This is a genomic window from Streptomyces sp. NPDC048338 (assembly GCF_043201055.1).
Lineage (GTDB): Bacteria > Actinomycetota > Actinomycetes > Streptomycetales > Streptomycetaceae > Streptomyces.
Window position 1 is genome coordinate 281810 of record NZ_JBICYQ010000001.1, and the last position, 13889, is coordinate 295698.

Here is a 13889-nt window from a genome sequence, read left to right on the forward strand (position 1 = left end):
GCCGCCGGGGTCCGCGGACATACGGCAGGGGCCGCCCTCCGGACCTCTCGGTCCCGGGGGCGGCCCCTGGTCGTACGGTGTCGCCGGTCAGCCCTTGCCGGCCGCACCCGCTCCGTTGCCCGCGCCGTTCCCGGCGGGCTCGTCGTCGGGCGTCGGCGGGGCGTCCGCGGTCTCGGCGTCCCCGGTGCTCGCGGCATCCGTGTCCGTGGCCTCCGCGGCGTCCCCGTCCGATCCGGACGCCTTGTCGGCGGCCGCGCCGGCACCGGGCTTCGCCGGCCTCTCCGGCTCCACGATCTCCTCGCGGCCGGGGCGGACCCGGGCCGAGATCACGATGTAGGTCACGGCCAGGACGAAGACGACGATCGCGGTCCAGACGTTCAGCCGCAGGCCGAGGACGTGGTGGGCCTCGTCGACGCGCATGTACTCGATCCACCCGCGGCCCGCGCAGTAGGCGGCGACGTAGAGCGCGAAGGCGCGTCCGTGTCCGAGCTTGAAGCGGCGGTCGGCCCAGATGACGAGCAGCGCGACGCCGATGCACCACAGCGACTCGTACAGGAAGGTCGGGTGGTAGATCCCGGCCTCGCGGTTCGCGCCGGCGGTGATCTCCAGGCCCCACGGCAGGTCCGTCGGGCGGCCGTACAGCTCCTGGTTGAACCAGTTGCCCCAGCGGCCGATCGCCTGGGCGAGCGCGATGCCCGGCGCGATGGCGTCCGCGTAGGCCGGCAGCGGGATGCCGCGGCGGCGGCAGCCGATCCAGGCACCCACCGCGCCGAGCGCGATGGCGCCCCAGATGCCGAGCCCGCCCTCCCAGATCTTGAAGGCGTCGACCCAGTTCTCACCCTCGCTGAAGTACAGCTGGTAGTCGGTGATCACGTGGTAGAGCCGGCCGCCGACGAGGCCGAAGGGCACCGCCCAGACGGCGATGTCGGCCACGGTGCCGGCTTTGCCGCCCCGGGCGATCCAGCGCTTGTTGCCGAGCCAGACGGCGACGAAGACACCGATGATGATGCAGAAGGCATAGCCGCGCAGCGGAACCGGTCCGAGGTGGAGCACACCGGTCGACGGGCTGGGAATGTAGGCAAGGTCCATGGCAGGTCCGACGCTACCCTGCCGGGCGGGCAGGACGGCAGCCCGCCCGGCAACGTCTGAGTAACTAAGAGGCCGCTCGGGCGCTCACGGGGCGGACGGGGAGGCCGTGCCGGGCTTCTTGCCCTTGTTCGCCTCGGCGACCCACTTCTTCAGGTTCGCCGGGGAGATCTGCTCGCTGCCCTTGGTCGGGAAGATCGATTCTCCGTTCAGCAGCACCGACGGCGTGCCGCTGAAGTTGCCGCTCTTGAAGGCCGCGTGCGACTCGCCGATCCAGCTGTCGTGGGTCCCGCCCTCGACGCAGCTGCGGAACGCCGGCGTGTCGAGCCCCGGCACCTTCGCCGCGAGCTCCAGCAGCTTGGCGTTGTCCGCGAAGGCGTCGTCCGTCTCCTCGGGCTGGTTGACGTAGAGCACGTCGTGGTACGGCGTGAACTTCCCGGCGTCCTGGGCGCACGCGGCCGCGTTCGCCGCCCGCAGGGAGCCGCTGCCGCCCATGTTGCCGTCGATGAGGGTGGCCAGGTGGTACTCGGTCTTGAGCGCGCCCGCCGCCTCCAGCTCGTGGATCGTGTCCCGGAACGCGTTCTCGAAGGACGCGCACGCCGGGCAGCGGAAGTCCTCCCAGACCGTGAGCGTGGAGGGCGCGTCCGCCTTGCCCGTCGGGATCGCCGGCTGGTCGCCGTCGGTGGCCCCGGTCGGGGCGACGACCGGACCCGCCTTGTCGGAGCCGCTGTCCTTGTCGCCGCTGTTGGCCGCGATCACCCCGACGACCGCGGCCAGGGCGAGGACGCCGACGACCGCGGCCGACACGATCAGGACGCGTCGCTGCCTCTCCCGCGCCCGGTCTCGCTCGCGCTGCTGCTGGAGGCGCTCCCGGGCGCTCCGGTTCCCGTCACTGTTCTTCTCGCTCACGCTCCGGGCAACGAACCGGGGAGGCACTTCCGCGCCTCCCCGGTCCCAGATCCACCCAAACGGGCTACGAAGCCCGGCGCACGCCCTCGGCGAGTTCGGCCGCCAGTTCCCTTACGGCCACGAGGCCGGCCGCCTCGTCGTCGGCGTCGAGCATCCGCTTGACGAACGCCGAGCCGACGATGACGCCGTCGGCGAAGCCGGCGACCTCCTTCGCCTGCGCGGCGTTGGAGACGCCGAGGCCGACGCAGACCGGGAGCTCCCGGCCGTCCGTGGCGGCCCGGGTGCGGCCGACGAGGTCGGCGGCCTCCCGGCCGACGGACTCACGGGTTCCGGTGACGCCCATCAGCGAGGCGGCGTACACGAAGCCCGAGCCGACGGCCGTGATGGTGGCCAGGCGCTCGTCCCGGCTGCTCGGGGCGACGACGAAGACGGTCGCGAGACCGTGCTTGTCGGCGTGCTCCCGCCAGGTCGCCGACTCCTGGACCGGCAGGTCGGGCAGGATGCAGCCGGCGCCGCCGGCCGCGGCCAGCTCCTCGGTGAAGCGCTCGATGCCGTAGCGGTCGATCGGGTTCCAGTAGGTCATGACCAGCACCGGCTTGCCGGTGGCCGCGTGCGCCTCGCGGACCGTCCGCATCACGTCCGCGATCCGGACGCCGCCGCGCAGGGCGATGTCGTCGGCCGTCTGGATGACGGGGCCGTCCAGGACCGGGTCGCTGTGCGGCAGACCGACCTCGACGATGTCGGCACCGCCGTCGAAGACCGCCTTGATGGCCTCGATGCCGCCGTCCACGGTCGGGAAGCCCGCCGGGAGGTAGGCGATGAGGGCGGCGCGGTTCTCCGCCTTCGCCTCGGCCAGGGTGTCGCTCAGCAGCTGGATGTTCCCGCTCACCGCGAGCCCTCCCCGTCGTAGAGCCCGAAGTAGCGGGCCGCGGTGTCCATGTCCTTGTCGCCGCGCCCGGAGAGGTTGACGACGAGCAGTCCGTCCTTGCCGAGCTCCTTGCCGACCTCCAGCGCGCCGGCCAGGGCGTGCGCCGACTCGATGGCCGGGATGATGCCCTCCGTGCGGGAGAGCAGGCGCAGGGCCTGCATCGCCTCGTCGTCGGTGACGGCGCGGTACTCGCCGCGGCCGATGTCCTTGAGGTAGGAGTGCTCGGGGCCGATGCCGGGGTAGTCCAGGCCCGCCGAGATCGAGTAGGGCTCGGTGATCTGGCCCTCGTCGTCCTGCAGGACGTAGCTGCGCGAACCGTGCAGGATGCCGGGCTCGCCAGCCGTGAGGGTGGCCGCGTGCTCGCCGGTGGCCACGCCGTGGCCGGCCGGCTCGCAGCCGATCAGCCGGACGCCGGAGTCCGGGATGAAGGCGTGGAAGAGGCCGATCGCGTTGGATCCGCCGCCGACGCAGGCGACGGCCGCGTCGGGGAGGCGGCCGGCGCGCTCCAGGATCTGGCGCCGGGCCTCGACACCGATGACCCGGTGGAAGTCGCGGACCATGGCCGGGAAGGGGTGCGGTCCGGCGACGGTCCCGAAGAGGTAGTGCGTGCGGTCGACGTTGGCGACCCAGTCGCGGAACGCCTCGTTGATGGCGTCCTTGAGGGTGCGGCTGCCGGAGGTCACCGGGATGACCTCGGCACCGAGCATGCGCATCCGGGCGACGTTCAGCGCCTGGCGCTGGGTGTCGATCTCGCCCATGTAGATCGTGCACTCGAGGCCGAACAGGGCGCAGGCGGTCGCGGTGGCGACGCCGTGCTGGCCGGCGCCGGTCTCGGCGATCACCCGGGTCTTGCCCATGCGCTTGGTGAGCAGCGCCTGGCCGAGCACGTTGTTGATCTTGTGCGAGCCGGTGTGGTTGAGGTCCTCCCGCTTGAGGAAGACGCGCGCGCCGCCGGCGTGCTCGGCGAACCGCGGCACCTCGGTGAGGGCGCTGGGCCGGCCGGTGTAGTTGACCATCAGGTCGCCGAGCTCGCGGGCGAACTCGGGATCGGCCTTGGCCTTGTCGTACTCGACGGCGACCTCGTCCACGGCGGCCACGAGGGCCTCCGGGATGAACTTGCCGCCGTAGGGACCGAAGTAGCCCTCGGCGGAGGGAACCTGTCCGTCGGGGTCGGGAATGAAGAACTCGCTGGACATGCGACTGCTCCTCGCGGGGCGGAGCGCCCCGGATGACGTGCTGACGATGGTCACGTTATGCGCGCGGGTCCGCGGTGCACCGCAACGGCGCCGGGTCCGCCGAGGGCGGTCCGGGCGGACGGTCCGGCGGCCGTACGCGGGTACGGCGGTGCCGGGAGCGGCCGTCGGTGTGGCCGGGTGCGTACGGCGGGTCGCCGTACGGAGCCGGCGGGCGTCCGCTAGCGGTGGTGGGTGCGCGCGGGGCGCGGGCGCCATCGCATGCCGTTGACCTGGCCCGGCTCGTCGCCGATCACGTACCGCACACGGCGGCCGTGGACCCGGCGGGCGGGCGCCCGGCAGCCGCGCGGGCGGCAGCCCCGGGCCAGCGGGGCGTGGGCCGCCACGGGCGCGGCGGCGGTACGGAGCCGTCCGCTGCGGCCCGGTGCGGCGGGCGGGACCGACGCGGCCGCGCGCACGCCGTGGGCGCCCCGGGCGGTGCCCGGGACGGTCGGCGTGGCGTGGCTCGCGGTCATGACGGGGTCAGCTCCGGCCGTGGCGGAGCGCCGGGTGGGCGCCGGCGGCGACCAGGTCGGCGACGGCGGCCTTCGGGTCGCGGCCGGTCACGAGGGACTCGCCGACCAGGACCGCGTCGGCGCCGGCGTTGGCGTAGGCGATGAGGTCGTGCGGCCCGCGGACACCGGACTCGGCGACCTTGACGATCCCCGCGGGGATCTCCGGGACGACCCGGTCGAAGGTGGAGCGGTCGACCTTGAGGGTCTTGAGGTTCCGCGCGTTCACGCCGATCACCCGGGCGCCGGCCTCGACCGCGCGCTCGGCCTCCTCCTCGTCGTGCACCTCGACGAGCGGCGTCAGGCCGATGGACTCGGCGCGCTCGATCAGGGAGACCAGGGCCTCCTGCTCCAGCGCGGCGACGATCAGCAGCGCGAGGTCGGCGCCGTAGGCACGGGCCTCCCACAGCTGGTAGGCGGTGACGATGAAGTCCTTGCGCAGGACCGGGATGTCGACCCGGGCACGGACGGCCTCCAGGTCGGCGAGCGAACCGCCGAAGCGGCGCTCCTCGGTCAGCACGGAGATGACGGCGGCACCGCCGGCCTCGTAGTCGGCCGCCAGTCCGGCCGGGTCGGCGATCGCGGCGAGGGCGCCCTTGGACGGGCTGGAGCGCTTGACCTCGCAGATCACCTTGACGCCGTCCCCGCGCAGCGCGGCGACACCGTCCTTGGCCTGCGGCGCCTTGGCGGCGCGCTCCTTGAGCTCGTCGAGGGAGACCCGCGCCTGCCGCTCTGCGAGGTCGGCGCGCACGCCTTCGATGATCTCGTCGAGCACACTCACGCGAGAGGCCCCCTTCCGGGAGGGTGATGGTGGTGATGATCCAGGTTCAGCCATGTCGATGGTATCCGCAGGACGGGTCTGCACCCGCATCCGGGCGACGTGCGTCCCATCTGCTGGGACTTCAGGGCGCCAGGGCGGAGCCGAAGGGAAGGTTCCGCACAAGGGTGAAGAGGGCCAGGACGGCCCCCACGCCCCACCAGCCGAGCGGGGGGACCGCGAGTCGCATCGGCGCGCCGCGGACGGTGCGAATCAGCCAGACGGCCATGAGGACGGCGAAGAGGCCGTAGCCGACGACGGCGAGGGCGTTGGCGCCCAGCGCGGCGCCGAGGTCGCCGTGGACGAAGGCGTGGGCGCTGCGGAGCCCGCCGCAGCCGGGGCAGAGGATCCCGGTGAAGCGCAGCAGCGGGCAGACCGGGTAGTGCCCGGGCTCGTTGGGGTCGACCGTCCCGACGTAGGCGAAGGCGGCGGCGACTCCGGCGAGCGTCCCGACGGGCGTGACCAGCCGGCGTACGAGGGCGCGGGGCGCGGGAGCGCCCGGGAGGGGCGGCTGCGGGGCGGACACCCGGCCCGCGGGGCCCCAGGACGCGCCGGGCGGGCCGGAGGGGGCGTGGGGGCCGGCGGCGGCAGCGGGGTGGCCGGGGACGCCGGGCGGCCCCGCGGGAGCCGGGTCCTGGGACGCCGGCGACGTCGCCGTCCCGGGCGTGTCGGGGTGTCCGGCGCGCGCCGCGCGGATCCCGTCGGGGCCCGGCACCGCCCGGCGGCCGGGCCCGGGCGCGCCGCGGGGCGGGAAGGGTTCCTCGGTCACGGCGGGGGTCGTCGGCTTCGCGTCCACGCGGTGATTGTCGCCCCTCACGCGCGAAGGCGCAGCCCGGCCATGCCGGGCTGCGCCTTCGCGTCGGTCGTACGTCAGGAGCGCGCCGCGGCGGTCGCGGCGGCACGCGCGGCGACGACGTCGTCGGATTCCTTGGGCATGCCGAGGCCGGCCATCTTCATCGCGAGGCCCACGGCACCGCCGACGAAGATCACCGCGATGCCGGCCCAGAAGCCGGCCACGTTGGCGGCCACCATGAAGACTCCGGCGATGCAGAAGCCGATGAAGGAGATGATGACACCGGTCCAGGCGGCCGGGGTGTGTCCGTGGGCGCTGCCCGCCATGAGTTGCTCCTCGTTGCAGTTGCTCGGTGGTGGCTCGGGGTGAGGTTCGCGCGCGTGCGCGGGACGCTCGGTCTCATTGTCCCGCACGCGGGGCCGCGGAGGTGAATCGGGGGGTGGCCCGGCGATCACGCGTCGCGGTCAGTCCTCGCGCGTCGGGTCCTCACCGCGGTCCAGGGCCTTCCAGAGGTCCTCGGGCCGGTCCGGGTCCGTGCCGGTGCGGGCCGTCCTGCGCGCCGCGCGAGGGTTGCCCTCCCGCTCGTAACGGCCGCCCATCGCGGGCCAGTTCCGGCCGAACCGCAGCGCGAGCAGTCCCGCGACGAGGATCAGCAGCGCGCCGGCGGCGGCGACGTACGGCCAGGCGGTGTGGGCCAGGCCGGCCACGGAGGCGGCGCTGTCGCCGGTGATGCGGGCGGCCTCCGCGTCCAGCGCGGAGCTGTCGGAGGCGCCGAGCACCGCGCTCAGCGCCGCGCCGGCGCCGCTGAGCGCGAGGAGGCCGGAGACGAGGAGGCGTCCGGCGCGCCGGACGGCGAAGACGGCGACCAGCGCGGCGAGACCGACGATGGCGAGCGCCGTCGGGACGCCGGTGACGGTGCCGCCGTCGGCCTCGACGGGCAGGGTGCCGCCGCCGACGGCCGCGGTGCCCTCGGCCCAGATCTGGCCCGCGGACAGCAGCACGACGGTGGCGCCGAGGGCGCCGAGCAGAAGGGCCGCGGCCAGGCTGCGACGGCCGCCGGGCGCGGCGGCCGCGCCGTTCGGGCGTGCGGCTCGGGGCTGGGGTACGGGAACAGCACTCACGTACCCCACTATCCCTTACGTCGTCACGCGCCGTTCATCCGGTTGGCGGTGTGCACGGCGCGGAGCACGGCCGCCGCCTTGTTGCGGCACTCGTTGTCCTCGCCGACGGGGTCGGAGTCGGCGACGACACCCGCTCCGGCCTGCACGTATGCCGTGCCGTCGCGGAGCAGCGCGGTGCGGATGGCGATCGCGGTGTCGGAGTCGCCGGCGAAATCGAGATAACCGACACATCCGCCGTACAGGCCGCGCCGGGAGGGCTCCAGCTCCTCGATGATCTGCATCGCGCGCGGCTTGGGGGCGCCGGAGAGCGTGCCGGCGGGGAAGCAGGCGGTGAGGACGTCGAAGGCCGTCCTGCCCTCGGCGACCCGTCCGGTGACCGTGGACACGATGTGCATGACGTGGGAGTACCGCTCGATCGACATGAAGTCGACGACCTCGACGGAGCCCGGCTCGCACACCCGGCCCAGGTCGTTGCGTCCGAGGTCGACGAGCATCAGGTGCTCGGCCCGCTCCTTGGGGTCGGCGAGCAGTTCCTCGGCGAGGTCGTGGTCCTCCTGCGGGGTGGCGCCGCGGTGCCGGGTGCCGGCGATGGGGTGGACCATCGCCTGCCCGTCCTCGACCTTCACCAGCGCCTCGGGCGAGGAGCCGACGACGTCGAAGCCGTTCTCGAAGCGGAGGAGGTACATGTACGGGGACGGGTTGGTGGCGCGGAGCACCCGGTAGACGTCGAGCGCGGAGGCCGTGCACGGGGTCTCGAAGCGCTGCGAGGGGACCACCTGGAAGGCCTCGCCGGCCCGGATGCGCTCCTTGATGTCCTCGACGGCGTCCTGGTAGGCCGCGCCGCCCCACAGCGCGGAGTACTCCGGCAGCTCGGAGGCGGGCAGGGCGGCGGGGACGCCGGCGACCGGGCGGGCCAGGTCCGCCTGCATGGCGTCGAGCCGGGCGACGGCGTCCGCGTACGCCTCGTCGACGCCGGTGTCGAGGTCGTTGTGGTTGATCGCGTTGGCGATCAGCAGGACCGATCCGTCCCAGTGGTCGAGGACGGCGAGGTCGCTGGTGAGCAGCATCGTCAGCTCGGGGAGTTCGAGGTCGTCGGTGGTGTGCTCGCCGATCCTCTCCAGCCGGCGGACGATGTCGTAGCCGAGGTAGCCGACCATGCCGCCGGTGAACGGGGGCAGTCCGCCGCCGAGCACGCCGACGAGGTCCCGGGGGGTGTGCAGGGCCTCGACGGTCGCGCGCAGGGCCTGCAGGGGGTCGCCGCCCGTGGGGACCCCGACGGGCGGCGTGCCGAGCCAGTGGGCCTGTCCGTCCCGGACGGTGAGGGTGGCGTCGCTGCGGACGCCGATGAAGGAGTAGCGGGACCAGCTGCGGCCGTTCTCCGCGGATTCGAGGAGGAAGGTGCCGGCGCGTTCGGCCGCGAGCTTGCGGTAGAGCCCGACCGGGGTGTCGCCGTCCGCGAGGAGGCGGCGGCTGACGGGGATGACGCGGCGGTCGGCCGCCAGCTTGCGGAAGGTCTCGAGATCCATGGCGGCTGACCTTACTGGGAGAGCGGGAGCACGTCGGCGTCGAAGCAGGTGCGGGCCCCGGTGTGGCAGGCGGCCCCGACCTGGTCGACCTTCACCAGCACCGTGTCGGCGTCGCAGTCGAGGGCGACGGACTTGACGTGCTGGACGTGACCGGAGGTGTCACCCTTGACCCAGTACTCCCGGCGGCTGCGGGACCAGTAGGTGCAGCGGCCGGTGGTGAGGGTCCGGTGCAGGGCCTCGTCGTCCATCCAGCCGAGCATCAGCACCTCGCCGGTGTCGTACTGCTGGGCGATGGCCGGCACGAGTCCGTCCGGGCTGCGCTTGAGGCGGGCGGCGATGGCCGGGTCGAGATTGCTGCTCATGCGGCCATTGTGCCGTGAGGGTGCGGTGTTCCCGGCAGGGCGTCCACTGGGCGGACCGGGCCGTACCGCCGTACGCTGGCGTGCATGTCGACCCATGCCAAGCGTGAACGACTTCTGCTCGCCGACCTGTTGGAGGCGGCGGGGCCCGACGCACCGACGCTGTGCGAGGGCTGGCTGACCCGGGACCTCGCCGCCCACGTGGTGGTGCGCGAGCGTCGTCCGGACGCGGCGGCGGGCTCGGTCGTGCCGCCGCTGAAGGCCCGCCTCGACCGGGTGCAGGCCGAATTCGCCGACAAGCCGTACGAGGAGCTGATCCGGCTCATCCGAACGGGTCCGCCGCGGATGTCCCCGTTCACCATCAAGCAGGTGGACGAGGGCGCGAACACGGTGGAGTTCTACGTGCACGCCGAGGACGTCCGCCGGGCCCAGCCCGACTGGTCGCCGCGCGAGCTCGACCCGGTCTTCTCGGACGCGCTGTGGTCCCGTCTGGAGAAGAGCGCCCGGCTGCTGGGCCGCAAGGCGCCGGTGGGGCTGGTGCTGCGCCGTCCGAACGGCCAGACGGCGGTGGCGCACCGCGGCACCCCGGTGGTGACGGTCTCCGGGGAGCCCGGCGAGCTGACGATGTTCCTCTTCGGGCGGCAGGACACGGCGAAGGTGGACCTGGAGGGCGAGCCGGACGCGATCGAGCGGCTCCACCAGGCGAAGCAGCTGGGTATCTGAGGGCGTCCGGTCGCCCCCACGGCTCAGGCCGTGCGGGGCAGTTCCGCGCGGCGCAGGGCCGGGACGAGCAGCCCGAACGCCCCGCCCAGCGCGCAGAACGCGGCGCTGGCGGTGAAGACCGGCCCGAGTCCCCACAGGCTCACCGCCGCGCCGGTGAGCGGGAAGCTCAGCGGGGCGAGTCCGAGGCTGAAGAAGCTGGAGACCGCGGTCACCCGTCCGAGGTAGGCGGGGTCGCACTCGGTCTGGACGAGGGCCCCGCACAGGGCGCCGGAGAGTCCGGCGAGCAGGCCGATCGAGAGCGCCACGGCGACGGCCACCGGCAGCCGGGGCACCTGGGCGAGCGCGGCAATGGACCCGGCGCCCAGGGCGATGGTCCAGCCCAGGACGGCGCCGGCGCGGGGCACACGGCCCCTGACGGCGAGCAGCAGGGAGGCGGCGCCCGCGCCGGTGCCGAAGCCGGCCAGGATCCAGCCGACGCCGGCGGCGCCCCAGCCCCGTGCGTCGGAGAGCAGGGCGAGCCCGAGGTTGAGCGGGCCGACGAAGCCCAGGTCGCTGAGGGCGACGACGATCATCAGCGGGCCGAGGACGCGGTGGCCCCGCAGATAGCGCAGGCCGTCGGAGAGGTCGCTCAGTGCGGTGCCCGACCGGGCCGCGGGCTCCTCGGGGAGCGGGCGCAGCTCCAGGCCGAGCAGCAGCGGCAGGGAGGCGGCGAAGAGCAGTCCCGCCACACCGAAGGCGGCCGCCGTTCCGCCGAGGGCGACCGCGAGGCCGCCGAGCGGGCCGCCGAGGACGGCGCCGACGCGGTAGGCGAGGCCGCGCATGCCCTGGACGCGGGCGAGCTGGTCGCGGGAGGCGATCCGGGGCGGCAGCGCGCCGACGGCCGGCAGGAAGACGGCGTCGACGGTGCCGAAGACGAGGGCGACGGCGGCGAGCACCCAGAGGGCGGGCGAGGCGACGAGCAGGGAGGCGGCGACGCCGAGGACGACGAGGCAGCGGACGGTGTCGGAGGCGATGACGACCCGGCGCGGCCCGAAGCGGTCGGCCATCACTCCCCCGCCCAGCATGAGGACGGCGCGGGGGACGGCGGCGACGGCCATGACGAGGCCGGCCTCGCCCGGGCTGCCGCCCCGGACGGCGGCCCAGGACAGGGCGAGGTGGTAGACGCTGTCGCCGAGGGTGGAGGCGGTGTAGGCCCCGACCCATCGCAGGACGCCGCGATCGCGGTGGGCCGGCGGGGCGGCGGGGACGGCGGCCGTGGTCGTGGTCAACGGGTCATCCTCGGTAGGGGAAGCCGTGGAGGTGGACGGCGACGTTCTCGCGGCCCTCGGTGTCGCCGGCGGCCTCGGCGGCGCGGGCCCGCTGGTCGTACTTCTTCACGACCGCGTCCAGCTCCGCGCCGAGCTCGGCGAGTTCGGCGGCGGTGAGGCGGGGCAGCCACTCCGAGCTGACGGAGGCGGAGCGCCACTCGCCGGGCCAGGTGTGCCGCTCGTCGAGGAAGCGGTGGTACATCAGGGCCCGCTGCTCGTGCACGGTGCGGCCGAAGGCGGCGCTCGCGGCGGCGAGTTCGGGGGCGTCGCGGACGTCCTCGTCGTGGATGCCGAAGCCGTACGAGCTGGGCTGCCACCACCGCTCCCGGCCGTCCGCGGACTGCGTCTCGGCCTCCTCGATGAGGCCGTGGTCGGCCAGCTTGCGCAGGTGGTAGCTGACGAGGGAGACCGCCTCGTCGACCTGGTCGGCGAGCTGCGAGGCGGTGGCGGTGCGGGCGACGAACAGGGCCCGGTAGAGGCGCATGCGCAGCGGGTGGGCGATGGCCTTGAGGGTGCCGAGGTCGCTGATCCGGCGGTGGTCGGAAGTGGGCATGTCCCTGACCGTAGATGCGAAAGAAAAGTTGCGCAATAGATATTGCGCACATGATCCTGCGCTTCTCGCGAAGAAGAAGGGCCCCCGGAGGGGCCCTTCCTGACGACGAATCAGAGCCGGCGGCTCAGCGGACCGGGTGGCCCGCCTCCCGCAGCGCGTCCTTGACCTGCGCGATCCGCAGATCGCCGAAGTGGAACACCGACGCGGCCAGGACCGCGTCCGCGCCCGCCTCGATGGCCGGCGGGAAGTCGGCGAGCCGGCCGGCGCCGCCGCTCGCGATCACCGGCACGGTCACGTGCGTGCGCACGGCCGCGATCATCTCGGTGTCGTACCCGTCCTTGGTGCCGTCCGCGTCCATCGAGTTGAGCAGGATCTCGCCCGCGCCCAGCTCGGCGGCGCGGTGCGCCCACTCGACGGCGTCGATGCCGGTGCCGCGCCGGCCGCCGTGCGTGGTCACCTCGAAGGTGCCCGCCGGGGTGCGCCTGGCGTCGACGGAGAGCACCAGGACCTGACGGCCGAAGCGCTCCGCGATCTCCCGGATCAGCTCCGGCCGGGCGATGGCCGCGGTGTTCACCCCGACCTTGTCCGCGCCGGCGCGCAGCAGCTTGTCGACGTCCTCCGCGGTGCGCACGCCGCCGCCCACGGTGAGCGGGATGAAGACCTGCTCGGCGGTGCGGCGCACCACGTCGTAGGTCGTCTCCCGGTTGCCCGAGGAGGCCGTGATGTCCAGGAAGGTCAGCTCGTCGGCGCCCTCGGCGTCGTACAGCTTCGCCATCTCGACGGGGTCGCCGGCGTCGCGCAGGTTCTGGAAGTTGACCCCCTTGACCACCCGGCCGTTGTCCACGTCCAGGCAGGGGATCACCCGTACCGCGAGGGTCATGCGCCCTCCCCCGCTCCCGCGGGCCGGTACGCCTCCACCTCGACCTCGACGACCAGCCGCGGGTCCACGAATCCCGAGACGATGATCATCGACGCGGCCGGGCGGACGGCGTCGAACAGCTCCTTGTGGGCGCGGCCGACCTCCTCCACGTCCCGGGCGTGCGTGATGTACATCCGGGTCCGCACGACGTGCTCCGCGCCCAGGCCGAGCTTCCCCAGGGCCGCGAAGGCCACGTTGAAGGAGTTCACCGCCTGGTCGTACGGGCCGCCGTCGGCGATCTGGCCGTCGACCACCGAGGTGCAGCCGGCGACCAGCACCAGGCCACCGGGCAGCTCCACCGCGCGGGAGTAGCCGAACTGCTCCTCCCAGGGGGCGCCGGTGCTCACCCTGCGGACCTCGGAGGTCACGACGCCACCGCCGCGACGGCCGCGAGGGCCTCCTCCAGGGTGAAGGCCTTGGCGTAGAGCGCCTTGCCGACGATGGCACCCTCGACGCCCTCCGGGACCAGCCCGGAGATGGCCCGCAGGTCGTCCAGGGAGGACACGCCGCCGGAGGCGACGACGGGCTTGTCGGTGGCGGCGCAGACGTTGCGCAGCAGTTCCAGGTTGGGGCCCTGGAGGGTGCCGTCCTTGGCGATGTCGGTGACGACGTACCGCGCGCAGCCCTCGGAGTCGAGGCGGGCCAGCGTCTCGTAGAGGTCGCCGCCGTCACGGGTCCAGCCCCGGCCGCGCAGCGTGGTGCCGCGGACGTCGAGGCCGACCGCGATCTTGTCGCCGTGCTCGGCGATGACCTTGGCGACCCACTCGGGGGTCTCCAGGGCCGCGGTGCCCAGGTTGACGCGGGTGCAGCCGGTGGCGAGGGCGGCGGCGAGCGAGGCGTCGTCGCGGATGCCGCCGGACAGCTCGACCTTGATGTCCATGGCCCCGGCGACCTCGGCGATCAGCGCGCGGTTGTCGCCGGTGCCGAAGGCGGCGTCGAGGTCGACCAGGTGCAGCCACTCGGCGCCGGAGTTCTGCCACGCGAGGGCGGCCTCCAGCGGGGAGCCGTAGGAGGTCTCGGTGCCGGACTCGCCGTGCACCAGTCGGACGGCCTGGCCGTCGCGGACGTCGACGGCGGGGAGGAGTTCAAGCTTCTGAGCCATGA

17 protein-coding genes are annotated in these 13889 nt (G+C 74.0%); 1 reads left to right on the top strand and 16 read right to left on the bottom strand.

All coding sequences use genetic code 11. The features are described from left to right. Nucleotides 1–87 precede the first annotated feature (87 nt). The 11 genes from lgt to hisI form a co-directional block, all read right to left on the bottom strand. On the bottom strand, nucleotides 88–1089 hold the full coding sequence (gene lgt, locus ACGFZF_RS01305; protein ID WP_393550430.1) for a prolipoprotein diacylglyceryl transferase: 1002 nt from the start codon (nucleotides 1087–1089) through the stop codon (nucleotides 88–90). A gap of 84 nt (nucleotides 1090–1173) precedes the next feature. Further along, a complete protein-coding gene (locus tag ACGFZF_RS01310; protein ID WP_393550432.1) occupies nucleotides 1174–1995 on the bottom strand; it encodes a DsbA family protein in 822 nt (273 codons plus the stop codon). 64 nt (nucleotides 1996–2059) lie between these two features. After that, complete coding sequence (trpA, locus tag ACGFZF_RS01315; protein WP_393550434.1) at nucleotides 2060–2884, bottom strand: tryptophan synthase subunit alpha; 825 nt, start codon at nucleotides 2882–2884, stop codon at nucleotides 2060–2062. Then, nucleotides 2881–4119, bottom strand: coding sequence for a tryptophan synthase subunit beta (gene trpB, locus ACGFZF_RS01320; protein WP_393550436.1), 1239 nt, complete (start codon nucleotides 4117–4119; stop codon nucleotides 2881–2883). The genes trpA and trpB overlap by 4 nt, the downstream gene beginning before the upstream one ends. 218 nt (nucleotides 4120–4337) lie before the next feature. Next, nucleotides 4338–4502: a tryptophan biosynthesis modulator TrpM gene (trpM, locus tag ACGFZF_RS01325; protein WP_393550994.1), complete on the bottom strand. Its 165-nt coding sequence runs from the start codon at nucleotides 4500–4502 to the stop codon at nucleotides 4338–4340. Nucleotides 4503–4638: 136 nt separating this feature from the next. Beyond that, the gene (gene trpC, locus ACGFZF_RS01330) at nucleotides 4639–5448 is read right to left on the bottom strand and encodes an indole-3-glycerol phosphate synthase TrpC (protein WP_147977562.1); all 810 of its coding nucleotides are present in this window, start codon (nucleotides 5446–5448) and stop codon (nucleotides 4639–4641) included. Nucleotides 5449–5569: 121 nt separating this feature from the next. Further along, a complete protein-coding gene (locus ACGFZF_RS01335; protein ID WP_393550439.1) occupies nucleotides 5570–6280 on the bottom strand; it encodes a DUF2752 domain-containing protein in 711 nt (236 codons plus the stop codon). 74 nt (nucleotides 6281–6354) lie between these two features. Continuing rightward, a complete protein-coding gene (locus ACGFZF_RS01340) occupies nucleotides 6355–6603 on the bottom strand; it encodes an HGxxPAAW family protein (protein WP_147977563.1) in 249 nt (82 codons plus the stop codon). Nucleotides 6604–6741: 138 nt separating this feature from the next. Continuing rightward, nucleotides 6742–7407, bottom strand: a complete 666-nt coding sequence (locus tag ACGFZF_RS01345; protein WP_393550441.1) for a TIGR02234 family membrane protein — start codon at nucleotides 7405–7407, stop codon at nucleotides 6742–6744. 14 nt (nucleotides 7408–7421) lie between these two features. Further along, nucleotides 7422–8924: an anthranilate synthase component I gene (locus tag ACGFZF_RS01350; RefSeq protein ID WP_393550443.1), complete on the bottom strand. Its 1503-nt coding sequence runs from the start codon at nucleotides 8922–8924 to the stop codon at nucleotides 7422–7424. Between the two features lie 11 nt (nucleotides 8925–8935). Then, nucleotides 8936–9286, bottom strand: a complete 351-nt coding sequence (gene hisI / locus ACGFZF_RS01355; protein ID WP_147977566.1) for a phosphoribosyl-AMP cyclohydrolase — start codon at nucleotides 9284–9286, stop codon at nucleotides 8936–8938. 84 nt (nucleotides 9287–9370) lie between these two features. On the opposite strand from hisI, the gene ACGFZF_RS01360 reads away from it, so the two are divergent. Beyond that, complete coding sequence (locus tag ACGFZF_RS01360; RefSeq protein WP_356609697.1) at nucleotides 9371–10006, top strand: TIGR03085 family metal-binding protein; 636 nt, start codon at nucleotides 9371–9373, stop codon at nucleotides 10004–10006. 23 nt (nucleotides 10007–10029) lie between these two features. On the opposite strand, the gene ACGFZF_RS01365 is transcribed toward ACGFZF_RS01360, so the two are convergent. The 5 genes from ACGFZF_RS01365 to priA form a co-directional block, all read right to left on the bottom strand. After that, nucleotides 10030–11274, bottom strand: coding sequence for an MFS transporter (locus tag ACGFZF_RS01365; RefSeq protein ID WP_393550446.1), 1245 nt, complete (start codon nucleotides 11272–11274; stop codon nucleotides 10030–10032). Nucleotides 11275–11278: 4 nt separating this feature from the next. Then, on the bottom strand, nucleotides 11279–11866 hold the full coding sequence (locus ACGFZF_RS01370; RefSeq protein WP_393550448.1) for an ArsR/SmtB family transcription factor: 588 nt from the start codon (nucleotides 11864–11866) through the stop codon (nucleotides 11279–11281). A gap of 124 nt (nucleotides 11867–11990) precedes the next feature. Next, nucleotides 11991–12746 (bottom strand): imidazole glycerol phosphate synthase subunit HisF, encoded by a 756-nt coding sequence (gene hisF, locus ACGFZF_RS01375; protein ID WP_147977570.1) that lies wholly within the window; start codon nucleotides 12744–12746, stop codon nucleotides 11991–11993. Next, nucleotides 12743–13153 carry a RidA family protein gene (locus ACGFZF_RS01380; protein ID WP_393550451.1) on the bottom strand — a complete coding sequence of 137 codons (411 nt, stop codon included), beginning with the start codon at nucleotides 13151–13153 and terminating at the stop codon, nucleotides 12743–12745. The genes hisF and ACGFZF_RS01380 overlap by 4 nt, the downstream gene beginning before the upstream one ends. Beyond that, complete coding sequence (gene priA / locus ACGFZF_RS01385) at nucleotides 13150–13887, bottom strand: bifunctional 1-(5-phosphoribosyl)-5-((5-phosphoribosylamino)methylideneamino)imidazole-4-carboxamide isomerase/phosphoribosylanthranilate isomerase PriA (protein ID WP_356603353.1); 738 nt, start codon at nucleotides 13885–13887, stop codon at nucleotides 13150–13152. The genes ACGFZF_RS01380 and priA overlap by 4 nt, the downstream gene beginning before the upstream one ends. Nucleotides 13888–13889 lie beyond the last annotated feature (2 nt).